The sequence below is a fragment of the Verrucomicrobiia bacterium genome, assembly GCA_035577545.1.
GTDB lineage: Bacteria > Verrucomicrobiota > Verrucomicrobiia > Palsa-1439 > Palsa-1439 > Palsa-1439.
In genome coordinates this window covers 1-24,424 of record DATLVI010000029.1, presented here as the reverse complement: position 1 = coordinate 24,424, position 24,424 = coordinate 1, and the positions used below count along the sequence as shown (strand labels likewise).

The following is a 24,424-nucleotide window of genomic DNA, read 5'->3' as shown; positions in this document are numbered from 1 at the left end:
GAGCTCAAATCCGAGACGGCGCAAGCTGTCGGAGAGAGAATACGCAGCCGGCTCACCGGCGCGGCCAGCTTCCATCTTGGATTCGCCGATGTGAATCAGGCCGCGGAGGAATGTTCCTGTCGTGACGATAACGGCCCCCGCATCGTAGCGGACGCCCATCTTGGTCACCACCCCGCAGACTCTGTCTCCATCAACAAGCAGATCATCGATCATCGCCTGTTTGGCATCGAGATCCGGCTGCCTCTCGACCGCCCATTTAAGCCTGAACTGATAGGCTTTCTTGTCGCATTGGGCGCGGGGTGCCCAGACGGACGGGCCTTTTTTGGTGTTGAGCATTCGGAACTGGATGCCGGTGGCATCTGTGTTGACGCCCATCTCGCCGCCAAGCGCATCAATCTCCCTGGCAAGATGACCCTTGGCGAGTCCGCCGATCGCTGGGTTGCAGGACATTTGCCCAATGGTGTCGAGATTCGTGGTGAGTAAGAGGGTCTGACAACCGATCCGTGCGCTCGCCAGAGCGGCCTCGGTCCCGGCATGCCCCGCGCCGATCACGATGACATCGTAGCGTTTCGGATAGGTGAAAATGTTACTCATTTTCCGATGCAGAACATGCTGAAAACCTTACTCAGTATGTCTTCCGTGGCAGTCTTACCGATAATCTCGCCAATAGCATCGAGACCTCGGCGAAGCTGTTGGGCAATGATTTCGAGCGGTTGATTTGAATTAAAACACTGTATACTTTCTGTCAAGTATTGTTCTGATAACCTTAGCAATGCGCCCTGTCTCTCATTAATCGCTACGTCTACGCTTGCTGTACCAACCTTGCCAGAATAGGCAATGTTCAGAAGTTTATCGCGAAGAGTATCGAGGCCGATGCCTGTCGTGGCTGATAGGTGGACGCGCTTCATTGGCAACAGATTCTTTGGCAAACGGAGGCGATTTCGGAGATCGACTTTGTTCAGCACCACGACAGTATTTTTCCGCCTGCCCTGCTTGATGAGTTCACGGTCCGCAGCGGCTAAAGGTTTGGATGAGTCGAGTACCAACAGTACTATCTCACTAATGTCCAAAACTTTGCGGCTACGCGCCACACCAATCTGTTCCACGGCGCCTCGTGATTTCCGTATGCCGGCTGTGTCAGTGAGACGAAACGGGATACCGGATATGCTGATTGTTTCTTCAATAGTATCGCGGGTGGTGCCAGGAACAGATGTGACGATGGATCGATCCGAGCCGATAAGGGCGTTCATCAAGCTGGACTTGCCGACGTTCGGTCGGCCGACGATGGCGACCGAGATGCCTTCACGCAGAATCTTCCCTTCGTGAGCGGTGGCGAGCAGAGAGCGGACAAAGCCCAACACATCCTCGGTGCTGCGAAGCAAGGTTTCTCTAGTCTCGGGGGCGATATCTTCCTCTGGAAAATCAATGTGCGCCTCGATGTTCGCCAGAACGGTGATGAGTCTCTCCCGTGCGTGATTGATCTTTACCGAAAGATGGCCTTCCAATTCGCGAACCGCGGCGGTGTGAGCACGGTCGGACTTCGCGCGAATCAGGTCCATGACCGCTTCCGCTTGCGTCAGGTCGAGACGACCATTGAGGAAGGCGCGCTTGGTGAATTCGCCAGGTTCGGCGAGGCGCGCCCCACTTTGCAGGCAAAGTGCGAGGATCTTGCGGGCGGTGAGCACGCCGCCATGGCAATTGATCTCGACGGTGTCTTCCTTGGTATAGGTCCGTGGCGCGCGCATGACCCCCAACATGACCTGGTCGATCATTTCCCCGTTCCGTCCGATGGTCCCAAAGTGAAGGGTATGCGAGGGGAACTCAGATACCCTGCCGTCGCGCGAGTGGAAAATGCGATCTCCGACTGCCAAAGCGTTCGGACCCGAGACGCGAATGATGGCGATACCGCCTTCGCCAATCGGAGTGGAAATTGCCGCAATCGTGTCGTCCATGAACTCGCCCTATTCTACAAACCGAGCGGGAGTATAGCAGGCACGGAGCGGATTTCAATGGAGGGAACAGCCGGGACACCAACCGAGGAACTTACGAGTTGGCGAGGATGCGGCGGGATTCGTCGAGGAAGATGCCGCGGAAATTCATCTTGAGGGCTTCGGGGTTGGTGGCTTTGAGGAGCGCTTCTTCTTCGGTAATGAGTTTGGCTTTGACGAGCTTGAAGAGGGCCTGGTTGAAGGTCTGCATGCCTTCGTCGGAGCCGGTTTCGACGGCGGCGAAAAGTTTGTCGAGGCGGTTTTCTTCGATGAACTTGCGGACTGTGCCGGTGTTGAGCATGATCTCAACGGCCGGAACGACGCTGCCGGAGGTCGCGGGAACGAGCCGCTGGCAGATGACGGCGCGGAGGGTGGACGCCATCTGGCGGCGAATCTGGTCGCGTTCGTGCGCGGGGAAGAAATCGAGGGTGCGGCCGATGGCGGAGTAGGCCGTGGTCGTGTGCAGCGTGGCCAGCACCAGATGGCCGGTATCCGCGGCGGCGAGGGCCGCCATAAAGGACTGGCTGTCGCGCATTTCGCCGATGACGATGACGTCGGGATCCTGGCGCATGACGTGGACGAGGGCGCGTTCGAAACTGAGCGTATCGAGGCCGACCTCGCGCTGTTCGATGACGGATTGTTTGTCGTCGAACATGTATTCGATCGGGTCTTCGAGCGTGATGATGTGGCACTTCTCGGTTTCGTTGATGTGCTGGACCATCGCCGCCAGGGTGCTGGATTTGCCGCTGCCCGTGGGGCCCGTGACGAGGATAATGCCGCGCTCGGAGCCCGCGATCTTGCCCAATTGTTCGGGCAGGTTTAGATCTTTGAATGAAGGCACGTTCGTCTTGACGTGGCGCATCACGAACGCGGGCAGGCCGCGCTGGTAGAAGACGTTGACGCGGAAGCGGCCGAGGGCCGGGTCGATGTACGAAAAATCGGCTTCCTTCTCGCGATCGAGGCGGGACTCGAGATGTTTCGGCAGCATGAGACGGACGATTTCCTCGACTTGTTCCGCGCTGGGAGGATCGACCTGCACAGGAAAGAGTTCGCCCGAGATGCGGATGGTGGCGTGGTGGCCGGGTTTTACGTGGATGTCCGAAGCCGACATGTTGATGGCGAACTTCAGCAAACTATGCAGATATTCCATACGAATCAGCGAGAGATCGAGATGCTAAGCGGAGCAACGGCGGAGGGGGCGACCGCAAGCTGGGCTTGGGCGCGTTTGGGCAGATCCAGGAACAGCAGCACCACCTTGAACCCTTTGCCCTGTTCGCGTCGGGCGCATTGGACCACGACGCCGCGACAGTCGATGTCGATCCGCTGATCTTTGCCCGCTGCAGGCCGCGGTAGACGCATCTCCACGCCAACTTCGGTCCACTCAGGCATGAAAGTATCGGTCAGGAACGTAATGCCCTTGGGACTGAGGTCAAAAACCTTGTCGAGAACCGCAGCCTTGTGAGAACGTTTGCTCTTCAACTCCGCGTCAAAGATTCCGGAAACATCGCGCTTGGTAACACCCATTATAGTCTCAATTGCCTCTAGTGAAGGTTGTGCGCCAATCTAGCATCGACCCGGTGTCATGTCAACGAAGCGGGTGTTCGCAAGTGTGAACATTTCACACATTACGGTTGACAATGGAGATTGGATGTGTGAACATTTCACACATCCCATGATTTCCCTTAATAAGAATGAATTGGAGGCCCTGCGAATTCTTTGGGAGCGGGGCGAATTGAAACCCGCAGACATCCAGGCCCATTTCTCATGGTCGATCGAAAACGCGACTTTGCGCTCGGTCCTGGTCAATCTGGTCGAGAAGGGGTACATCACCCGAAAGCTGCAGGGGAAGGCCTTTTATTATGCGGCCTCCATTCCCAAGGCCACCTTGCTCGAGACCACAATGCAGGCCCTGGCGCGGGTTTTTGCCGGGGGTTCCACTCGGGAATTAGTCGCCCAGCTTGTGGAAACCAGCGACATCAAACCGGCCGACCTGAAACTCATCAGCCAAACCGCCGCCGGGGTTTCACGACCGAAGGCCAGGAAGAAATCAACGTGAACGCGACTCTCCTGCTCACTCTTTCGCCTGTCGTGATGATCCTCCTCAAATGGACAGCGCTGCTTGCGTTGGGTTGGACGGTGCACTGGCTGCTTCGTCACAGGCATGCCCGCTGGAGGCTGATTGTCTGGCGAAGCCTACTGTGCTTCGGGCTGGTTATACCCCTGGTGTATTTGTTTCCGATTCACCTGCTCCGGATACCGGTTGAAGATGCGCCTGATTTCTTGGCGGATTTTCCTGACGTGGCCGCACCGGTCACAAGCGGCAATTCGATCCGGCCCACACAATCGACCGCAGGCTCGTCGGCGAAGTCCGCGGAGGCAAACGCGACCCTACCAAGCGTGAGTTCTCCCCGAAGCAAAGCCTCGTCACGGTTGGGCTCGTGGAATGCGGTCTTGGTGATGATCTGGGCCCTGGGATGTGTTTGGGGCGCGGTCCGGCTCGTGGGTCTCCACGTCCAGCTTAATCGTTTGAGAAGAATGGCCAGCGTTTCGAGTCCGGCCCTTCAGAGGCTGGCGGAAGAGATTCGGGAGCAGCTCCGTGTCAGACGAACGGTGGAGATACGGGTTTCGGATTCTGTGACATCTCCCTTTGTCTGCGGCCTGTTGAAGCCGGCGATCATGTTGCCCGAGGAATCGGCCCGTGATCTTTCAAGCAGCGAAGTCTCAGCGCTTTTGAGCCATGAAATCGCGCACTTGCGCCAGCATGATTTGACTTGGTGCATTGCCTGGAGATGGATGACGGCCCTCTGTTGGTTTCACCCGCTCGTCTGGAAAATTCCGGCGGCCCACAATCTTGCTTGCGAACAGGAGGCCGACCAGATCGCTTCTGCTCAATTGGAGGACGGCGGTTCTTATGCCCAGTTGTTGGCTCAACTGGCTTTGCGCGTGCTGGCCCTTCCGTCGGTTGAAACCGCGCTCACGGTGAACGGAACCGCGCAAATTGTGCAGCGGCTAAAGCACCTTGGGCGGGAAGGAATACGTCCCTGGAACTGGAAATATTCCGTGGCGGGGTTTGGCCTGATGGGAGCGATGTTTTTGTTAGTTGCCGGATGCGAGTTTTCCAAATCTTCGGTGGCGTCTGCTTACAAGGAAGCGCTGGTCGTGGTGGAAGACGAAGATGGCAAACCGATTGAAGGGGCAACTATTGAGCCCACTGGTTTTCGGGTTAAAGGACGGCACTCGGCGGACGCTTATAATTGGCATAGTTGGGAAAAAACTCCCACGAAGGTTACGACCGACCGCGAAGGGAAAGCCCACCTGAGGTATCCTGTGGTGGGCATTCCCGAGGAACAGGAACTTACGGAACGGCTGATCTTCCGGGTAGTGCACCCGGAATTCGCCACCGTGGTGATACAAAGTTTTTCTGTGGATGGCACGGAGAAGCCGATTCGAATGAAACGGGGTATTCCCCTGGAAGTCTCGGGCTATTTCGGGAGTGATCGGCAACCGGTGCTGGAACTCGTTCCGTGTGTCAGCGGAGAAGAGGTGAGTCCGGAAGATTGGCAGAAAAAGGAGAATGGCATCTTCGCGTTTCACAAGCTTGCCCCCGGTGGCCATTTGCTTCAACTGATGGGACGATTGCCTTCGGGGGAAATCGTGTACAACGAAGGTTTTGCTTTTACCGCCGAGAAAGGGAAGACATGCAGTTTCTCGCTGGAGATGAAGACGGGGATTCGTTTGGAAGGACGCATTGACGACAACGTGCCACGGCCGGTGAAGAACGGGCGAGTCCTAATCAGTGTGCGTCCCATGGAAATCCCCGCGTATCTAGACATCAATACGCCACGTTCTCTCGCGGCACAATACGGTAATTTTCGTCCCTGGCATAGTTACCGGTTGATTGCCGAGGATGGGAGCTTTGTCTTTGAATCCATTCCGCCGGGTGAGGTGGATGTGGTTGTCCTTGGCGACGGCTTTGTTTCCAAAAATGGAGGGGAGGCCAAGTTTGCCGGTTCTTCTCCGCAACCCCTAAGGATCGGAGTACCACAGCCCTTTCCGCTGGCGGCACCCGTAACCAAGATTGAAGTGGTGACCGAACCCACCGCAACTTTTGACCTGACGACCAAGACTAGATCGGGGAAGCCCGTGGAAGGCGCGACAGTTGTGCTGAGTCCCAACGTGCTGCGCATGAACGGGATTTTTGGCGAAATGGAGCATTCCAGTGAAGAGCCCTTTCGAAAGTTGAATCCGTTGCCGAGAGGGCGAGCGCTCTATTCCGGTGTCACGGACGCGAGCGGAGAGGTTGTCATTCCGAACCTTCCCGCCTCTGAACGGGGTTTTGAAATTGCACATCCTCACTTCGAGGCTCCACTTCAGGATCCCACGGGATGGCGCAGTCGGTCTGTCCACGTCACTTTTTCACCGGGCGCGACCAACAAGATGGAGTTGATTCTTGAACCGAAAGGAACGGAGTTTATTCGGGAGTGACCCGGGAACGTCGCCTTACCACTGGATCACACAGGAGGCCCAGGTCAGGCCGCTGCCGAAAACGACGAGCAAAATCAGGTCGCCGTGCTGGAAGCGGCCTTCGCGCGCGGCTTCGTCGAGCGCGATGGCGACGGAGGCGGCGGAGACGTTTCCGTAGCGATGGAGGTTCACGTACACCTTTTCCATCGGCACGTTGATGCGGGCGGCGATCGCCTCGAGGATGCGGATGTTGGCCTGGTGCGGGATGACGCATTTGATGTCGGCGATGGTCAGGTTGCACCGCTGCAATGCCTCTTCCGCAGCGGTCTGCATGGCGAGGACGGCGCTCTTGAACACTTCTTTGCCCGCCATTTTCAGGTGGTGCATCCGGCCGCTGACGGATTCCTTCGATGCGGGATAACGCGCGCCGCCAGCCGGCATCAGCAAAATATCCGCCTGTGAACCGTCGGCCCCCATGCAGGTCGTCAGGATGCCGTGTCCGGCTTCCTCGCCGCGGCTCTGTAAAATTGCCGCGCCTGCACCGTCACCGAACAGCACGCAGGTGCTGCGATCTTCCCAGTCAATGATTGTCGAGAGCTTCTCCGCGCCGATAATGAGAACGGTGTTATAGGTACCCGAGGTAACGAACTGTTGCCCGATCTCCATGGCATACAGGAAACCCGAGCAAGCCGCTTCCATGTCGAAAGCCGCCGCGCGTTTCGCGCCAAGCTTCTGCTGGACGAGGCAGGCCGTGGCGGGAAACGGCATATCCGGCGTGATCGTGGCGCAGATGATCAAATCAATTTGGTCTTCGTTGACGTTCGCCTGCTCCATCGCGCGGCGCGCGGCTTCGACGGCCAGGTCGGACGTGCACTGCCAATCGGCGGCGATGCGCCGCTCCTTGATGCCCGAGCGCGAGACGATCCACTCGTCAGTGGTATCGACCAGCTTCTCCAGATCGGCGTTCGTGAGCACGCGGTCCGGCACGTAGGAACCCGTGCCGACGATGTGTACTGGCCTAAGACGCTGCTTCGATCGTGGGTTGCGCAAATGTGTTTTGCTGGACTTTGTCATGGAACTTCCGGGTTTCCTCAACGAGGTGGTCGTTAAATTGACATTCAATGAATTCGGTGGCCACGCGGATGGCGTTCTTGGCCGCATTGGGTGAGCTGGCGCCGTGGGCCTTGACGCAGATGCCGTTGATGCCCAGGAGGACGGCGCCGCCATACTCGTCGGGGTCGGCTTTGCGTTTGAGCGCCTTGAACGCGCCGGCGGCGAGCAGCGCGCCGAGCATTCGCAGCGGGTTTCTCTTGAGTTCCTCTTTCAGCCAGTGGCCCACCAATCGCGCGGTGCTTTCGCACGCCTTCAACACGGCGTTCCCAACGAACGCGTCGGTCACAATCACGTCGGCGCGGTTTGAGAACAGGTCGTGACCGTCGATGTTGCCGAGAAAATTCAGGTCCGTCTGCCTGAGCAACCGATGCGCTTCCAGCGTCAATTCATTACCTTTCATGTCCTCGGTGCCGATCGAGAGGAGCGCCACACGGGGCTGCTTGTATCCGAGAATCTGCTTCGAATACAGGCTGCCCATAATGGCGTATTGAACGAGGTTCGAGGGATGGGGCTCGAGGTTGGCGCCCGCGTCCAGAAGCACAAAAATATTTCCCGGCGCGGGGATGATCGCGGCCAGGCCCGGTCGGTCGACACCTTCCAGTGTGCGCAGTTTCAGGTGCGCCGCTGTCAATAACGCGCCGGTGTTGCCCGCCGAGACAATCGCGTCCGCATCGCCACGCTTGACGATGTCAATCGCCCGGCACATCGAACTGTCTTTTTTGCGCCGCACGGCTTGCACCGGCGAATCATCCATCTCGATCACTTCACTGGCGTGGACGAGATTGAGTCGGTTGTCGGAAGCACCGAGCCTGCGCAATTCGGCCTCGACGCGGGGTTGGTCACCCACCAGGTAGAGTTTGGTGATCCGGCTGTTGTCACGCAGCGCGGCCACCGCCCCGGCAACGATGTTCTGGGGGGCAAAGTCCCCACCCATCGCATCGATGGCCAGTTTCATGGGGGGAAATTAGGCAGCCGTCACAGATACGACCTGCCGGCCCTTGTAGTAACCGCAGGACGGGCAAACGCGGTGGGGCAACACCCGCGCGCCGCACTGGGCACACACCGACAATTGCCGCGCCTTGGGACGATGTGACGCCTTGCGAGTGCGCAGGCGCATCTTTGAGACTCTACGTTTCGGGACGCCCATGAGAAAATGTTCTCCGTTACTTCAGTTTCAGGTTCAAATTGTCCAGCGCATGCCAGCGCAGATCACCTTCCGAATGCTGGCAACGGCACGGACCCTTATTCAAATCCTTGCCACAATGGGAACACAATCCCTTGCAGTCCGCGGCGCACAACGCCCTTTGTGGAAGTTCGAGGATAATATCTTCGCGCATATTGGCCGTCAAGTCCACGAAGTCCTCGCCTTCCAGCTCCTTGTGAAAGACAAACTGGTCGACTTTTATCGGCAGGTCAAAAACGCGGACGCAACGGCTGCAGCGCAAGGTCGCGGGCGTGCTGAGCCGACCTGTGACAAGTAGCGCCGTACCTTGTAGTTGCGCCAGAAAATCGTACTCCACATCGTGCTCGAACCGGGTGTCTGGCTCATCCAATTCCATGATGGAGGCGGGGTCGCTCCCGCGCAGCGCCTCCCCATCCTCGGGAATGCGTTTCACGTTAATTTTCATGTTTCCCTTTCGCCCGAACCGCTCGAACATCACGCCGACCGTTTCGAGCCAAACTTGCGCTTCATCGCTCGTTCGACACCGCGCGGCACAAAATCGCTCACGTTCCCGCCCATCTGGCAGATTTCCTTCACCTGTCGCGAGCTGATGAAGGTGTATTCATCCTTCGTCATCAAGAAGATGGTTTCGATGCCCGGATCCAGTTTACGGTTCATCAGGGCGAGCTGAAATTCAAATTCAAAGTCCGAGACGGCCCGCAACCCGCGGACGACAACGGCGGCGTGTTTCCGTCTCGCATAGGCCACGAGGAGCCCGCCAAATTCGTCCACCACGACGTTCTTGAATTCCTTGACCGCCTTCCGCGCGAGGACGACGCGATCGTGGACGCTGAAGAGAGGTGTTTTTTCCGCATTGATCGCCACGGCAACGATCACGCGGTCAAACATCTGGGCGCCACGGCGGATGATGTCGAGATGACCGTTGGTGATGGGGTCGAAACTGCCCGGGTAGACTGCGATCTTCAACATAACCTCCCTGCCCTTGACCGTGACGATAATTTTCAGGACGCAATTTTGCAATCTTTTCTTTTTGGACGGCTTGAAAGCGCGACGAACTGTCGCTACAGTCACGCCATATGATTCGTCGAGCGCTTGTGAAACCTCTTACGCTTTCTTTTCTATTGGTCACCCTGGCGGTATTGGCGGGTCGGCCTGATCGCGCAACCGCCGCCACGCTCACAACGTTGTACAGTTTCCTTGGCGGTTCTGACGGGGGTGAACCCCTGGCGGCGGTCGTCCAGGGCACCAACGGCAATTTCTATGGGACAACCTTTACCGGGGGAGTCCACAGCACGGGTACGGTTTTCACCATCACCCGACAGGGTACCCTTACGACGTTGTACAGCTTCACCGGCGGCCTGGACGGCGCCCAGCCGCAGGGTGGGCTCATCCTGGGAGTTGACGGCAATTTTTACGGGACAACCGCCGCCAATGGGTTGGTGTCGACGAACGCGGGGACGGTGTTCACCATCACTCCGCAGGGCACCCTTACGACGTTGTACAGGTTCAGTGGCGGCTCCGACGGAGCGCGTCCACTCGGCACGCTTGTCCAGGGCACCGACACGAATTTTTACGGGACAACGCTCGCCGGCGGGACAAATCATCTGGGTGCTGTGTTCAAGATGACCCCCGGGGGGATGGTGACAACGCTTTGGCAATTCAACGGCATAACCGATGGCAGCGAGCCTGTGGCGGGGCTGGTCCAGGGCACCAACGGGAATTTTTACGGCACGACCTTTGCCGGTGGGGCCAGCGGCTTGGGCACCGTGTTCACCATCACGCCCGCCGGTACATTGACGACGCTATTCAACTTTTCCGGCGGTGACGGAGCCAGTCCGGTGGGGGGCCTTGTCCTGGGCAGCAACAATCGTTTTTATGGAACGACCTTTGCCGGGGGAAACGGCACGGGTACTGTGTTCAAGATCGGAGCGGCTGGCGGCCTGACCACTGTGTATACGTTCACCGGGGGCAGCGACGGCGGGTTCCCTGAGGGCGGACTGATCGAGGGCAGCGACGGGAATTTCTACGGCACGACCACCTCGGAGGGAGGCGGCGGCGCCGGTACGGTGTTCAAGGTCACCCCGGCGGGCGGGCTGACGACGCTGCACAGTTTCAGCGGTTCGGACGGCGCCATCCCTGTGGCCGGTGTCATCCAGAGCACCGTCAGTAATTTCTACGGGACGACCGCCGCAGGCGGGGTCAATGGTCAGGGGACTGTCTTCTCGCTGGTACAGCCCTGCACGTACTCTCTCTCGCCAACGCATGTGACGTTTCCCGCCATCGACGAGACTGGCACTTTCACCATTACCTCCAGTGTTACCAACTGCCCCTGGACAGCGATCAGTTCGGCGACCTGGATCACGATCACTTCCACCAACAGCGGCTTCGGCAACGGGACGATTTCGTATTCCGTAGCCGAGAACACGAACGGCGCCTCGCGCGTGGGAACCATTTCGGTTGAAGGCAAGACGTTTACCATCAACCAACAACAGGAATTGTTTGGACGCTTTCTGCTGGGGACGTATGCGGGACTTGTCATGCAATCCGGTTCACCGTCGAATGCGAGTTCGGGCTTCATCAGTCTCGCCCTCGGGAAGACGGGGTCGTTTACCGCGCGCCTGACGATGGGCGGCGTGCGCTCCAACTTCAAAGGGGCATTTGATATGTCCGGCAACTCGACAAACACCGTGACGCGCAAGGGCCTGGCCTCTTTGCAGGTCATCCTCCAAATCCTGGACATCACCAACAACACGGATGAGATCGTCGGGACGGTGTCGGACGGTGACTTCAAGTCGGATCTCCTCGCCAACCTCGCGGTGTTCAGCAAGGTCAATCCCTGTCCGTTTGCGGGGAATTACACGTTTATCATGGAACCGGCCGATGACACCGATCCGACCGTTCCGCAGGGATTCGGATTCGGGATCCTGGCGGTCTCGATAACCGGAAGCGCGCGCATGCGCGGCATGCTCGGTGATGGCAGCAAGATGAGCGGCAGCGCGCCGGTTGCGGCCGATGGCACATGGCCCCTTTACGTTCCCCTCTACAAGAACCTGGGCTCCTGTATCGCTTCCGTGACGATTGATACCAATCAGATGCTCGACGCGACCGCGAACTGGTTCAAGCCCGCGTCGCCGCTGGACCGTGATTATGTCGACGGGTTCACGACCTCGCCCACTTTGAGGGGTGCGCTCTTTGTCTCGCCGAAGGACGGCGGCCCATCGATTGCGGGGAGCGGGACGTTGACCCTCGGCGGCGGAAACCTGCAGAGCAATCTCGTCAAGAGCGTGGTCATCGCCGCGAACGGGAGCGTCACCGTATCACCCATCGACGTTGACAAGTTGACGTTGAAGATCAATCCCACCACCGGACAAATCAGCGGCGGTTTCCTGCATCCACTCGTTGGCAAGACCAGCAAGCTCAGCGGCACGCTGTTGCAGACCGACAATTCCGGGGCCGGATCCTTCCAGGGTTCAAATCAAACCGGTTTTGTCATCCTCGAACCCGGGCCGTGAGGCGGCAGTACAAGGGCTGACGGCAAGAAATCCGTGATTGTGCGGGGCTGGTCGCTTTCCTTGATTGGCATGGAGATTGGGGTCGGGATGCGGTAGTGTGGGCGAGCGGTCGGTGGGGTCGATTGCTCCGTGAAGGGGTGATAACCGCTTGCGCCCAGACTGATATGTATATACCCGCTGCTACACTTGACGATCTGTTGATGCGCGTTTTCGAGAAGCTCTTAAAGAGCAGAAACAGTGTTAAACCGACCCGTGGCGAAACAACGGAGTTGACTGGGGTTTTGCTTAAAATCAGGAACCCGAGAGCGCGCCTCAGCCGAACTGAGATGAAGGGCAAGTTGTTCAGCTGCTTGGGTGAACTTTTATGGTACCTTGCCAAAACAGACGATCTCCGCTTTATAACGTATTACCTACCGCGTTATGACGAAGAATCAGAGGATGGCCAGACAGTTTATGGCGCGTACGGGCCTCGACTGTTTGATATGCAGCACCGCCACGATCAAGTTGCAAATGTTGTTTCCTTGCTTCGGAAGAATCAGAACTCCCGCAGGGCCGTTATTCAGTTGTTCGCGGCTGCTGACATCGCACGGACACGCAAGCATGCTCCCTGTACATGCACTCTACAGTTTATGATTCGGCACAGACGTCTACACATGTTCACGAATATGCGATCTAACGATGCGTACTGGGGTCTCCCTCACGATGTTTTCACTTTCACCATGCTCCAAGAAATAATAGCCAGAACCCTTGGCGTTGAGCTTGGGACGTACAAACATGCCGTCGGGAGCCTCCACCTATATGATAAACAGAGGCAGAGTGCTCTTCGGTATATGGGTGAAGGCTGGCAACCAACCGAAAACATGTTGCAGATGCCCCCGATGCCCCTAGTCGATCCATGGCCATCCATCGCAGTTCTGTTGAAAGCCGAATCGGAAATTCGCCGCAATACTCGAGTCAATATTCCTGGGCTTAAGCTCGACCATTATTGGAAGGACCTTGTACGCCTTCTTCAAATCTATCGGCACTACGTGAATAAAGATCGCAAGGGAATCGCACGCATTGGGAAAAGCATGTGGTCGCATGTCTACAATCCTTATATAGAACGAAAACGACTCACTGCCAAAGGCGAGATTGAAACTGGTCCGGTTCAGGAGTCCTTGCTTTGATCCCGATTCGTGGATGTATCGGCCATTGAGAATCTGGTAAATGTATGGGGGAAAAATGAATAGCCTGCTATCGACTTTGATCGAGCGGTTTGAAGACACAGCGCTTGCAGGCGCAAATGTCATTCCGTGGAGTTGTCCCGTTCCCGCTTTCGGTGATTTATCACGCTCAACAATTGCGACGGTTGGCCTCAACCCAAGTAATCGTGAATTCGTTGATGACGAGGGGAATGAACTTGAAGGCCCATTACGCCGGTTCCATACACTTAAGTCTCTCGGTTTAACCTGTTGGGCCGACGCCAACGCTCAGCACCTGCAATTGATTGTGGACTCGTGCAGCGCGTACTTTTCCAGAAATCCGTATGACAGGTGGTTCAAAAAATTGGATCACCTTATTTCGGGTACAGATGTATCTTACTACCATGAATCAATGAAGGCTTGTCACCTCGACCTGATTCCGTATGCAACCTCATGCAAGTGGACTGAGCTCAGTTCACGCCAGCGTTCATCCCTATTGGCGGTGGCTGCGGATACTCTTGGTGTGCTGCTTCGGGATTCTCCAGTGCGACTCCTAATCCTCAATGGCAATTCGGTTGTTGAAAAGTTTCAGGACATATCAGGCGTTCGCCTCGAGAAACAGGCCATGCGCAATTGGGCCCTTCCGAGGCAGTCAAACTCCGATGTGAACGGGTTCGCTTACACGGGATGTGTCCGGAATATTTCGGGCACCAAACTCAAGCGCGAACTTCTGGTGCTCGGCTTCAACCACAACATCCAAAGTAGTTTTGGGGTGACGACAGAAGTTACGACCGCAATCCGGCATTGGATTGCTCAAACTGCAAGCGAGACAGTTTCGTGAGGCCCAAGGATCGTGCTCTTGCAGTAAGGCTTGATGGGGCATTGCATTCCTTTGCACAAAACAAGCACAGACTTCCCGGTATCCAAGCCCGCGCAAATCGCACAGTGTTCCTCGAACAGCTTGTTGAGAGTATTCGCCGTGTTGAATATGTGTCTGTAATTTCTCGACGGCCGGTCAGTGTTCTACGCGCAGATCCGACAAGCGTCCTTTTTGATCCGTTGAAAGCTGCGGTACTACGCAAGAACCAAGGGCAGTTTGATGAGGCCTTTTGGTTGGTATTCTTGTTTGTGCATTTTGGAAAACATGGACGCGCCGGTTGGCGTTTGGCGCGTGATGTATTTGGTCGTATGGGCAGCCACATCCATTGGGATTGGGCTCGAATAAGCGCCAATCCCAAAGGCTTTCGTCAGTGGTTGGCAGCGCACCAGGACGTCTTGCGGGGTGATGGCGTTCCTCGTCACTTCGGCAATCACCGTAAGTATCAAAGTCTCGACGCGTCCTCTCCTTCGGGGACAGGCGCGGCTGTCGAAAGCTACGTAAACTGGGTTGGTCCTCCCAGAACTCACCAGCTGCTTATGCAAACGAGTCAAGCTCAAGTTGGCGGTGATCCGCGCAGGACATTCGACCACCTATACAACTCCATGCGTGAAGTCGTCTCTTTTGGTCGGACGGCGAGGTTTGACTACCTGACTATGGTTGGCAAACTGCGCTTGGCGCCGATTGAGCCTGGCTCGACCTACATGGATGGAGCAACCGGCCCATTAACGGGAGCACGCCTATTGTTCGGTGGAAGCAAAACAGCGGCATTGAGCCGGCCATCTCTTGATCAATGGCTTGTGCAACTTGGGGCTGATTTGGGAGTTGGCATGCAAGTGTTGGAGGATGCGCTCTGCAATTGGCAGAAAAGCCCAGCAAAGTTTACAAGGTTCCGTGGATGACGAAGACCTAATTGCTGCCCCAAGTGAAGCGTCTTTTCAGGCTGTTCAATTGATGCTGCTTGAGTCGTCCGTAGTGTTGAAGTTGCCCCACGACGATACCCGGCGATACGCCCACAAACTTGGCAAACTTAATGACCTCACGGCCATCGACACGGAGCCTTAGGAACGCCTCTCGGACTTTAGGATCAATGAGTATGTGGCCGGCAAACTCATTGGCTTCTTCCTCAGCTTTGTTTGTTGCTAAATCAACGCTCTCGAGGAACAGGAGGTCTTTGCCATGGAGTAAAAGGTGGCCGGCTTCGTGAAAGAAAGTGAACCAGAAATGGTCGTCTGAAAGATGTCGAAAGCTTAACTGTAAAAGTGCCTTGTTCGGCGTTAGGAAACGAGTAGCGCCACTAGCCCTGCAACCCGTTGGTGCTCGAACGACAACAGCTGCAACTCCACATGCCGCGCAAATTCTCCTCAGTTCAGGAATGAATAAGTTTGGGTCCTTTTTGCGAGTCAGGGAGCGAATGGTTGAGAGCGCTTCCTTGAATCTTCCTGGACTCCACGGTTTACAATCAATTGACTCGCTTTCGATTTCACCCTGTCGAAGCCAAGCCAAAACTGCCCCACGATGAGAAACAAACGCGGGTGACGTTCTAAAGGCTGCCATTTCAAGGAGGTCGCCGTAAGCCGCGTGCCATGTCGCCACATCGGCTACACCAAAAAAACGCAGGCAGGCGGCCAGTTTGTCGGCGGAACCTGTAACCGGCTCAATCCACCCAAACTTAACCAAGTCGTTCACTGGGAATTGTCTCACCCATTCCGCTCCGGGTTCTTGGCGAGCCAAATCTTCCTGATATTGGGATTCGCGAGCCATCCAAAACGCGGCAGAAGCACCAAGAACGGTTTCCAGTTGTCCTGCAGTTTCGGTCGTGATCTTCGCGTGGCCAGAAAGCAGCTCTCCGGCAAGCTCGAGAGATTGTCCGATCTGTTGTGCGAATTCCGCTGGCGACAGATCACGTTCCGCAAGGATATCGGCTATTGTGTCGCCCGGCGCCGAAGCCCAATCAGGTTGGAAGGTGTTCATTCTAGGCATGACTATTCCCAATCTCCAAGATTTTGACTCGAGTGACCTTTGACCAATTTACGCCACCGGATTTTTCTAATGGGATGGTGTTGTGGTTAGCGCAGAAGACAATGCGAATACCCTCGCACAAGCTGACTGCAAAGTGTCGATGCGAATCCCCTTCGACTTCATGCGGTCGACCGACAATAAGATCCTTGACGCATTCCGCTGCGCGCAAGTCGGCCAATCGCCGTTTAAGTTTCTCTGCCACCATTTCCCCCAAATCGCGTTTCGCTCTGGCTTCATTCTCACAGAGCTGGCGGAGCAACTTCGTGGCAAATGCGAGTTCCAATGCCTTCTACACAAATACTATGCCAGTAAGGGTGCACCGCAACAAGCGTAATAATCGAGCCCCTTTCCTCTGGACATCGGATTCCGATAGTTGTATAGTGAGTACATAAGTGCTCAAGGTCCAACCTTTCAAGGCACAACGTTCAAGGGCGCTGGAATCCAGACACAGTGGCACGCGTGCCGCGTGCCCTACAATTCGGAGAGAGGGCGAAAGAAATATGCCATTCTACCAAACGAACCCACCGTTTTTTGTTCGGATTTTGGATGCAATGTGCACGACATGAGTAATTTGCGCAGAAATGTTACGAAGAATTTCGGTGGGTTCGTTTTGGAAAACGAACCCACCAGGAGGGTGGTTGCCGCAGACGACAGCGGCGTCTCGTCGGACTCGGCTTTAGGGGGTCAGAGGGGAAATGGAGACAAATTAGGGGGCGAATGGAGATCATGCGGTCAAGTAACGTCCGCAGTCGGGAGATCGTCGCACAACGATTTGGAAAAACAAGAAGACCACGCTCACCGAGCGCGGCTACAGCGGACGCGGAGAGAGGCAGTCCCCGAAAAAACCACATTCTGCGAAACGAACCCCCCAGCTAATATGCGTAATAGGAACAGCTTAGACGATTGGCCCTGGCGGACTGGCGAGGTTGGCGGGAATGACAATCGGCAGTCTTTTCTTTTATCAGGGCTCCGTTTAGTGTGTCGTGCGTCAGGGTCGCTATGAGAAACACGAAGATCACTTGTACGATTGGGCCGAGCATTGAGTCGTCCGAAATGCTCGAGAAGATGATTCAGGGGGGGATGAATGTCGCCCGCTTGAATATGAGCCACGCGACGCATGAGTGGACCCGCGACGTGTTTCAGCGCATCCGTACCGCTTCCGAGAAGGTCGGCATTCCCTGCGCGATCATGATGGATACGCAGGGGCCGTCGATTCGCACGGGGGACCTGCCGATTCCGATGGAGTTGAAACCGGGGGACATCTTCGAGTTTACGGTCAAGGGCGCGCAGAGCGAGGAAGAGAAATCGGTCGATGTCAATTACCCGAACCTCATCAACGATATCCACGAAGGCGACACGGTGCTGGTGGACAATGGGGTCATTCGGTTGCGGGTGCTGGAAAAGCTGCACCGGCGGATGCGATGCGAGGTGTTGACGGAGGGAGAGTTGGGTTCGCGCCGCCATATCAATCTGCCCGGCATCAAGATCAGCATGCCTTCGATTACCGAAAAGGACCGGCAGGACGTGGCCCTCGGCATTGAGTTGGGCGTCGATATCATCGCGCTGTCGTTTGTCCGCGAGCGGAAGGACATTGAGCAACTTCGCGAGATGCTGCGAGCGGGGAATTCGGACGCGAAGATCGTCGCCAAAATTGAGGACCAGCAGGCGGTGGTCAATCTGTTGGACCTGATCGATGCGGCGGATGGGATCATGGTCGCGCGTGGCGACCTGGGCATCGAGTGTCCGTACGAAGAGCTGCCGATCATCCAGCGGCGAACGGTCAAGGCGTGCATCCGCAAGGGCAAGCCGGTCATCGTCGCGACGCATATGTTGGAGTCGATGATCGAAAACCCGATGCCGACGCGCGCCGAGGTAACAGACGTGGCGAACGCCGTGTTCGAGCAGGCGGATTCCGTCATGCTTTCGGGCGAAACCACGGTTGGGAAATATCCGCTGGAATGCCTTGAGGTGCTCGACCGTATCGCCCAACGAATTGAGCGCAGCGGTGGCGCCGGTTACGCGGAGGACATCGAACTGACCGAGGAGCGACAGAAAATCGTCCGGTCAGCGGTGGTCATGGCCAACGAATTGAAAGCCAAGGGCATCCTGGTTTTCACGCGTTACGGACACATGGCCCAGTACACATCCTGGCTGCGGCCGAATCATTCACGCATTTTTGCGTTCACGAATAACGAGCGCGTCCGCAACCAGCTCAACCTGCATTGGGGCGTCATGCCGAACGTGATCCAGTTCAGCGAGGACCCGGAGGCGACGATTCTGGCCGCGGAGCAGGTTCTTTTGGAGCGTGACTTCCTCTCCAAGGGCGATCAGGTGGTTATCATCTCGGACATCCTCGCCCGCGACAAGGTCATCAATGCGGTCCAGATGCGCATCGTCGAGTGATTGGCGTGCAAGGCAGGTAATAGTTGGCCCGCAGGCTGCTACTAGGAAGCCAACAGGGTTCAAGGGAATATGCAGCAACATCTCGCTAACTGGTTGATACAACGTCATCAACAAACTGTCCGCCTCAAGCCGGACCACCCGAAAGCGTGGTCGAAACTCTATACGATTTGCACGCAGGAAGGCAAAGCGGCGGAGTTTGTGCAATTCTGCGAAGACATCATCCGGGCGTATCCGGGCAATCGGCACGCGTGGACATTCCTCCAGCTCAGTACGAAGGACGAAGCGCACCCTCGCGACCCGTTGGCGTTTGCGAAAGAGGTGGTGTGTCTTCACCCGGACGATGAGAACGCCTGGTCGCGACTCGACGGCGCCTATGAAAGCCGGGAAGATGATTTTGATTTGATCAGCTTTGCGAAGGAGATCACCAAGCAGCAACCGAGCAATCCTCATGCGTTGGCGCGCCTGGCACTGGCCTACAAGAACCAGGGCAAGTATACTGAATTGATCTCCACCTGTTTCCAATTGTTGACCGCGAAGCCTGATGACGCCCAGACCTGGTGCAATCTCGCGGACGCGTACGCGGCCCGTTGCAAGTACGACGATGCCGTTGCCTCATACGAAAAGGCCATCGCGCTCAAGCCAAACTTTGTCGTCGCCTGGAATAATCTCGGAAACGTGCACCACCTCCAGGCGCAATACGACAAGGCAATCCAAGCATACCAGAAAGCGATCTCCATCAACTCGGGAGACGCCACGCCGTGGGTTTGGCTCTGCCTCGCTTACGCGGAAATGGGCAAGCCGAAGGAGGCGTATGAAGCAGTCAAGAAAGTTGAAAAATGCCTGCCGCTCGTCGCCAGTATGCTGACCGAAGAACTGGCGGAGAAGTTCTCAACCGCCGCTGTTAATTGAAGACGGTTCGCGCCGCAGGAAGTCCACACGCGTGTCTCCATAGATCGCCTCGCGAACTGATTCCCACGGTGGGATTACTGCCAGCGCGTCGCGCTTCGCCGACTCGAGCACCAATAGTCCATCGCTCGCCAACAATTGCGGCAAGACCGCATCACGCAATAATTCCTGTGCTTCCTGGCCGTACGGCGGATCGGCGAAAATCAACGTGAATGTTTCGCCGGCGGTTGCGAGCTTTCGGAGTTGATCCTTCACTGCGGCATGAGCCACAGAAAATGCGCAAGTCACTTCGCGGTTCCGCTGAAATGTCGCGAGGTTTCGCTCAAGAGATTCAATGGCGCTGCGCGCATTCTCCACGAACACTACCGACGCCGCCCCGCGACTGGCCGCCTCCAACCCGAGCGCGCCGGTTCCCGCAAAAAGATCGAGTGCACCCGCCTCCGCAACGCGCGCGCCCAGGCTCGAGAAGATTGCCTCGCGAATGCGGTCCGCCGTCGGGCGGACGTCCGCGCGAGGCACGGCGAGAGGCATTCCCTTGGCAAGGCCGGCAATGATGCGCATGGCTATTTGAACAACTTCTGCAGGCCTTTCTCGATCAGTTGCTGGCCGAGACCTTGGGCAATGCGCTGGGTGAGGTCGGTCTTCGGCGAACTGTAAGGCCCCGATACGTGGAAACTCAGCGCCAGCGAGCCGTTTGCCTGCTCGGTGAAGAGACCCAGGATTTCCTTTGGAGCGGTACCGAGCGCGCCCTTGGCAAAAGTTATCGTCAGGTCATGGTTCAGCGAGTAGTCCGCCAGCGCGACGGAACCTTTGCCGGTGATTTGTACTTGCGGTGATGTGAGACGAATGACCGGCGTCTGCATCACGTTGTTACTGATGGAGAATTCCAGCACGCACTCGCTGAACTTCAGGTCATGGAGCGCGTCCATTTGCAGGAGCCCCGCCAGCAGGTTCAATATGGGGATCTCCATTAATTGACCGCCGTCGATTTCCGCGCGACCATTGCCGACAATCGTTGGTAGCCCGCCAGTGCCGGTCAATGCCGTCGTCGCCGTCAGCTTGCCACTCATCACAGGCTTCGTCTTGGCGTCCTGCAATAGCTTCGCCACATCCGAATCTTTCACCTGAAGGTTGACAGTGTATTTGAGTCCATCGCCGAAGTTCACGGCGACATCCCCTGCCAACGTGCCATCGGCCACCTTGCCGGTCAACGGCGCCAGTTTCACTTCGTCTGTCACGAGTGTCACGGACGTGGCGACTTTCTTGACAAAGAGCGCGTCGGATAGGTTAATCTCGTCGATGCCCGCCCTGGCAGTACCGGCCAGCTTCTTGTCGATCAGGCTCACGGCACTTGAGAAATTAATGCCCTCCACCTTCACGATCGCCTTGTCCTTATCGCTGACGAGCGACAGCGCGCCCTGTGTGATGGCAAGCTTGGAGAGAACAATATCGAGCGGGGCAGCCGCTTCGGCCTTTGCCGATGTCGCTGGTGTCGGCGCCGCGGGCGTCGGCTTGACCTCGATGGGCTTCGAATTGGTTGAATCTTCTTGGGTGCCGATAGCTTCGTAATTCCACTCGTTCTTGTCGTTTTGAGAGAGAGTAATGATGGGCTTGTCGAGCGAGAGTTCCTTAATCTCCACGCGCCGACTCAATAACGGCAGCAAGCGGTACCGCAGTGTGAAAGCCTCGGCAGTAAGTAAATTCCCAGTGAAGCCCGTGGGATTACCAATGGTCACACCGTGCAACTCAACGCCGCTGAAAAGCGACGCTTGGAAACTATCGATGCTTACATCTGTCCCGAGGGCTGAGCGCGCTGCTTTCAAGACCTCCTCCTTGAAGGCAGGCGTTTGTAAATAGCGGTTGGTGAAGTAAATCCCGGCGCCCACCAGTGCGAGGACGACCACGATCAGCACCACGACGATGATTGAAATAATTTTGACTACCTTCATTGTCTACCTCCACCAGTTCGTATTTGGCTTACCATGGATTGTCGCCTACAATAAGCGCGCTCTTCAACAATGGACAAGCTCTTCGTCATTTTCAATCCCGCTGCGCGTGGGGAAAAATCCCAGCGGGTCCGGAGGTTTTTGGAGGCGAAGGCCGGGCATTCCGTCACGGTGGCACCGACGGAGCGCGCGGGGGATGCGAGGTTGCTGGCCGCGCGGGCTGTGCAGGAGGGCTTTCGCGTCATTATTGCCGCGGGTGGTGACGGCACGATCAATGAAGTCACGAACGGTATTGGCACCTCCGACGCGGCGCTTGGTGTGCTGCCCCTTGGCACCGTCAACGTTTTCGCGCAGGAGCTCGGCATTCCGCGCCGGATAGAAGCCGCATGGCAGGTCATTGAAGCGGGGGAGACGCGAACGATTGACCTCGCCCGCGCCGAAGCTGGGGGCACCACACGTCACTTTGTCCAACTGGCCGGTGTCGGTTTCGATGCGCAGGCGGTGCGCGTCGCCAGTTGGGAGTTGAAGAAGAAGATCGGCCCGCTCAGCTATGTGTGGGCGGGAATCAAAACCCTGGGGACGACGCCCGCGCAGGTGGAGGTTTCCGTGAACGGCAGCGGCCCGCGCGCGACCGGAGCTGCCGTGCTCGTGGGCAACGGACGCTTCTACGGCGGGCGGTTTGCGCTCTTTCCGAAGGCCCGAATGGATGACGGGTTATTGGACGTATGTGTCTTTGAGAACTGCGGCTATTTGGACGTGCTGCGCTACGGGCAGGGCATTCTGCGCGGCGCGCATATTGACCTCGGCGACGTGGAATACTTTCAGACGGAACGGCTGGTCTGCACGGCGCCCGGCACGACTCCGTTTGAATTGGATGGCGAGGATGCAGGCGACGCGCCGGTAATATTCTCGATAGTGCCCCGCGCGCTGCGAGTGATTGTGCCAAAATTGGACGGAGGGAAGAAACATGCTTGATGAGTTCATGCAGTCCCCGGCCTATGTCATGGCCTGCCAACAATACGACCGTGTTGCCGACATTCTCGACATCGGGCAAAGCGAGCGCATCCGCACCAAGATGCCCAAGCGCGCCCTGATCGTGTCGGTCCCCACGCGCATGGACGACGGTCACACGGAGATGTTCACGGGCTACCGCGTCCAACATCACCTCTCGGTTGGTCCGACGAAGGGGGGGTTGCGTTATCACCCCGATGTGACGCTCGGCGAAGTCGCGGCACTGGCGATGTGGATGAGCTGGAAATGTTCGTTATGTGGATTGCCTTACGGCGGGGCGAAAGGTGGCGTCACATGCGACCCGCGCAAGATGAGCCGTGGCGAGAACGAACGCATGACGCGCCGATTCATGCAGGAGATGATCCCATTCATCGGCCCGCACGTCGACGTCATGGCGCCGGATCTGGGTACCAACGAGCAGACCATGGCGTGGATGATGGACACCTACTCCATGCACGAGGGCAATCCCGTTCCGCAAATCGTCACGGGCAAACCCGTCGCGCTCGGCGGTTCGGCCGGACGCAAGGAAGCGACCGGCCGCGGCGTTGCCTACCTCGTCAACCGCACCTTGGATAACCTCAATATGAAATCCGAGGGCACTCGGGTCGTCGTGCAGGGTTTTGGCAATGTGGGGTCAATCACCGCGCAGCAGCTTCATCGATTCGGGGCGAAGATTATTGCAGTCAGTGATTTCGCGGGCGGTCTACACAATCCACAAGGGCTGGATGTGAACAAGCTCATCGACCACGCCACGCAACACGGCAGCTTGGAGGGGTTCGTGGATGGTTGCGAGCCCATAACCAACGATGAACTGTTGCAACTCGAATGCGATGTTCTCATCCCCGCCGCGCTTGAACGTCAGATCACCGGGAAGAATGTCGGCAAGATTCGTTGCCGCGTTCTGGCGGAAGCGGCGAACGGACCGACCACCATCGAAGCGGATACCGTGTTGCGGCAACGCGACGATATTTTCCTGATTCCTGACGTGCTCTGCAATGCGGGCGGTGTCATCGTCAGTTATTTCGAATGGGTGCAGGACTTGCAGAGCTTTTTCTGGACGGAGGCGGAGGTCAACGACAAGTTGTACCGTCAGCTCGAGTTGGCCTACCAGCAGGTGCTGCAGATGGCCAAGAAACAAAAACTCTACATGCGCGACGCCGCGCTTGCGCTTGGCATCAGCAAGATCGCCCAAGCCAAGCAGGTCCGTGGTTTGTTCCCGTGACAAGTCGTGAGACGCACCGACAAACCGACCACCGACCCCGCGCACGACATTCTCCGCGCCGAACGGCGACCGCTTGATGTTTTTTTCTCACCGGCCACTGTCGCGGTGATCGGCGCCACAGAAAAGAAAGACAGCGTGGGACGGACGATTCTCTGGAACCTTATCACCAGTCCATTCGGTGGCACGGTGTATCCAGTTAACCCGAATCACGCGAACGTGCTCAGCATTCGCGCGTACTCGAAAATTGCCGATATTCCCGAACCGATTGATCTCGTCGTAATCGTCACGCCTGCGCCGACCGTACCCGGTATCGTTGCCGATTGCGTCAAGACCGGCGTGAAAGCCGCCATCGTTATTTCCGCCGGATTTAAGGAGACCGGTGAGGCTGGTGTGGAGTTGGAGCGGCGGGTGCTGGAGAGAGCGCGCCGCGGCAGGATGCGCATCATTGGCCCCAATTGCCTCGGGGTGATGCGTCCACCGAGCGGACTCAACGCCACGTTTGCGGGCAAAATCGCACGCACGGGTAGTGTCGGTTTCATCAGCCAAAGCGGCGCACTCTGCACCGCCGTCCTCGACTGGAGTGTGCGCGAGAACGT

The 24,424-nt window shown here is 57.1% G+C and carries 23 protein-coding genes and 1 pseudogene; 12 read left to right on the top strand and 12 right to left on the bottom strand.

Translation table 11 applies throughout. From position 1 onward, the window contains the following. The 4 genes from VNL17_10260 to VNL17_10245 form a co-directional block, all read right to left on the bottom strand. Nucleotides 1–594: FAD-dependent oxidoreductase (locus VNL17_10260; GenBank protein HXI84458.1), on the bottom strand; the 594-nt coding region annotated here is incomplete at its 3' end. Further along, nucleotides 591–1,952, bottom strand: coding sequence for a tRNA uridine-5-carboxymethylaminomethyl(34) synthesis GTPase MnmE (gene mnmE, locus VNL17_10255; GenBank protein HXI84457.1), 1,362 nt, complete (start codon nt 1,950–1,952; stop codon nt 591–593). The genes VNL17_10260 and mnmE, both read right to left, overlap by 4 nt. 91 nt (nt 1,953–2,043) lie before the next feature. Continuing rightward, on the bottom strand, nt 2,044–3,138 hold the full coding sequence (locus tag VNL17_10250) for a PilT/PilU family type 4a pilus ATPase (GenBank protein ID HXI84456.1): 1,095 nt from the start codon (nt 3,136–3,138) through the stop codon (nt 2,044–2,046). A gap of 5 nt (nt 3,139–3,143) precedes the next feature. Beyond that, the gene (locus VNL17_10245; GenBank protein HXI84455.1) at nt 3,144–3,512 is read right to left on the bottom strand and encodes a hypothetical protein; all 369 of its coding nucleotides are present in this window, start codon (nt 3,510–3,512) and stop codon (nt 3,144–3,146) included. A 148-nt stretch (nt 3,513–3,660) separates the two neighbouring features. Between VNL17_10245 and VNL17_10240 the strand changes: the two genes are divergently transcribed. Both VNL17_10240 and VNL17_10235 read left to right on the top strand, forming a co-directional pair. After that, nucleotides 3,661–4,044, top strand: a complete 384-nt coding sequence (locus tag VNL17_10240; GenBank protein HXI84454.1) for a BlaI/MecI/CopY family transcriptional regulator — start codon at nt 3,661–3,663, stop codon at nt 4,042–4,044. Continuing rightward, nucleotides 4,041–6,473 carry a M56 family metallopeptidase gene (locus VNL17_10235; GenBank protein HXI84453.1) on the top strand — a complete coding sequence of 811 codons (2,433 nt, stop codon included), beginning with the start codon at nt 4,041–4,043 and terminating at the stop codon, nt 6,471–6,473. The genes VNL17_10240 and VNL17_10235 overlap by 4 nt, the downstream gene beginning before the upstream one ends. 15 nt (nt 6,474–6,488) lie before the next feature. Here VNL17_10235 and VNL17_10230 read toward each other — a convergent pair whose 3' ends face one another. The 5 genes from VNL17_10230 to coaD are packed head-to-tail and all read right to left on the bottom strand — an operon-like array spanning nt 6,489 to nt 9,717. After that, entirely contained in the window at nt 6,489–7,526 is a 1,038-nt protein-coding gene (locus VNL17_10230; GenBank protein HXI84452.1) for a beta-ketoacyl-ACP synthase III, read from the bottom strand. Then, nucleotides 7,471–8,520, bottom strand: coding sequence for a phosphate acyltransferase PlsX (plsX, locus tag VNL17_10225; protein ID HXI84451.1), 1,050 nt, complete (start codon nt 8,518–8,520; stop codon nt 7,471–7,473). Before plsX ends, VNL17_10230 begins: the two co-directional genes overlap by 56 nt. A gap of 9 nt (nt 8,521–8,529) precedes the next feature. Next, nucleotides 8,530–8,712 carry a 50S ribosomal protein L32 gene (rpmF, locus tag VNL17_10220; protein HXI84450.1) on the bottom strand — a complete coding sequence of 61 codons (183 nt, stop codon included), beginning with the start codon at nt 8,710–8,712 and terminating at the stop codon, nt 8,530–8,532. A 16-nt stretch (nt 8,713–8,728) separates the two neighbouring features. Next, a complete protein-coding gene (locus VNL17_10215; protein ID HXI84449.1) occupies nt 8,729–9,193 on the bottom strand; it encodes a DUF177 domain-containing protein in 465 nt (154 codons plus the stop codon). 29 nt (nt 9,194–9,222) lie between these two features. After that, the gene (gene coaD / locus VNL17_10210; GenBank protein ID HXI84448.1) at nt 9,223–9,717 is read right to left on the bottom strand and encodes a pantetheine-phosphate adenylyltransferase; all 495 of its coding nucleotides are present in this window, start codon (nt 9,715–9,717) and stop codon (nt 9,223–9,225) included. A gap of 107 nt (nt 9,718–9,824) precedes the next feature. Here coaD and VNL17_10205 point away from each other — a divergent pair, with 107 nt between their 5' ends. The 5 genes and pseudogenes from VNL17_10205 to VNL17_10185 all read left to right on the top strand — a co-directional run bounded on the left by VNL17_10205 (nt 9,825) and on the right by VNL17_10185 (nt 15,220). Continuing rightward, nucleotides 9,825–12,260 (top strand): choice-of-anchor tandem repeat GloVer-containing protein, encoded by a 2,436-nt coding sequence (locus VNL17_10205; GenBank protein HXI84447.1) that lies wholly within the window; start codon nt 9,825–9,827, stop codon nt 12,258–12,260. Nucleotides 12,261–12,424: 164 nt separating this feature from the next. Then, nucleotides 12,425–13,069 (top strand): annotated as a pseudogene (locus tag VNL17_10200) (thymidylate synthase). Nucleotides 13,070–13,090: 21 nt separating this feature from the next. Further along, on the top strand, nt 13,091–13,426 hold the full coding sequence (locus VNL17_10195) for a hypothetical protein (protein ID HXI84446.1): 336 nt from the start codon (nt 13,091–13,093) through the stop codon (nt 13,424–13,426). A gap of 40 nt (nt 13,427–13,466) precedes the next feature. Next, nucleotides 13,467–14,282, top strand: coding sequence for a hypothetical protein (locus VNL17_10190; GenBank protein HXI84445.1), 816 nt, complete (start codon nt 13,467–13,469; stop codon nt 14,280–14,282). Between the two features lie 104 nt (nt 14,283–14,386). Next, complete coding sequence (locus tag VNL17_10185) at nt 14,387–15,220, top strand: hypothetical protein (protein HXI84444.1); 834 nt, start codon at nt 14,387–14,389, stop codon at nt 15,218–15,220. Between the two features lie 7 nt (nt 15,221–15,227). On the opposite strand, the gene VNL17_10180 is transcribed toward VNL17_10185, so the two are convergent. Continuing rightward, the gene (locus tag VNL17_10180) at nt 15,228–16,292 is read right to left on the bottom strand and encodes an ImmA/IrrE family metallo-endopeptidase (GenBank protein ID HXI84443.1); all 1,065 of its coding nucleotides are present in this window, start codon (nt 16,290–16,292) and stop codon (nt 15,228–15,230) included. A 1,047-nt stretch (nt 16,293–17,339) separates the two neighbouring features. Between VNL17_10180 and pyk the strand changes: the two genes are divergently transcribed. Both pyk and VNL17_10170 read left to right on the top strand, forming a co-directional pair. After that, nucleotides 17,340–18,743, top strand: coding sequence for a pyruvate kinase (pyk, locus tag VNL17_10175; protein ID HXI84442.1), 1,404 nt, complete (start codon nt 17,340–17,342; stop codon nt 18,741–18,743). A 69-nt stretch (nt 18,744–18,812) separates the two neighbouring features. Beyond that, nucleotides 18,813–19,652, top strand: coding sequence for a tetratricopeptide repeat protein (locus VNL17_10170; GenBank protein HXI84441.1), 840 nt, complete (start codon nt 18,813–18,815; stop codon nt 19,650–19,652). Here the strand turns inward: VNL17_10170 and rsmD are convergent. Together rsmD and VNL17_10160 are read right to left on the bottom strand one after the other, a co-directional pair. Continuing rightward, nucleotides 19,632–20,210: a 16S rRNA (guanine(966)-N(2))-methyltransferase RsmD gene (gene rsmD, locus VNL17_10165; GenBank protein ID HXI84440.1), complete on the bottom strand. Its 579-nt coding sequence runs from the start codon at nt 20,208–20,210 to the stop codon at nt 19,632–19,634. The two genes, VNL17_10170 and rsmD, sit on opposite strands and share 21 nt — an antisense overlap. A 2-nt stretch (nt 20,211–20,212) precedes the next feature. Further along, nucleotides 20,213–21,598 (bottom strand): AsmA-like C-terminal region-containing protein, encoded by a 1,386-nt coding sequence (locus tag VNL17_10160; GenBank protein HXI84439.1) that lies wholly within the window; start codon nt 21,596–21,598, stop codon nt 20,213–20,215. A 69-nt stretch (nt 21,599–21,667) separates the two neighbouring features. Between VNL17_10160 and VNL17_10155 the strand changes: the two genes are divergently transcribed. The 3 genes from VNL17_10155 to VNL17_10145 form a co-directional block, all read left to right on the top strand. Continuing rightward, the gene (locus tag VNL17_10155; GenBank protein HXI84438.1) at nt 21,668–22,570 is read left to right on the top strand and encodes a diacylglycerol kinase family protein; all 903 of its coding nucleotides are present in this window, start codon (nt 21,668–21,670) and stop codon (nt 22,568–22,570) included. Continuing rightward, complete coding sequence (locus VNL17_10150) at nt 22,563–23,828, top strand: Glu/Leu/Phe/Val dehydrogenase (GenBank protein ID HXI84437.1); 1,266 nt, start codon at nt 22,563–22,565, stop codon at nt 23,826–23,828. The genes VNL17_10155 and VNL17_10150 overlap by 8 nt, the downstream gene beginning before the upstream one ends. 6 nt (nt 23,829–23,834) lie before the next feature. Continuing rightward, nucleotides 23,835–24,424: CoA-binding protein (locus VNL17_10145; GenBank protein HXI84436.1), on the top strand; the 590-nt coding region annotated here is incomplete at its 3' end.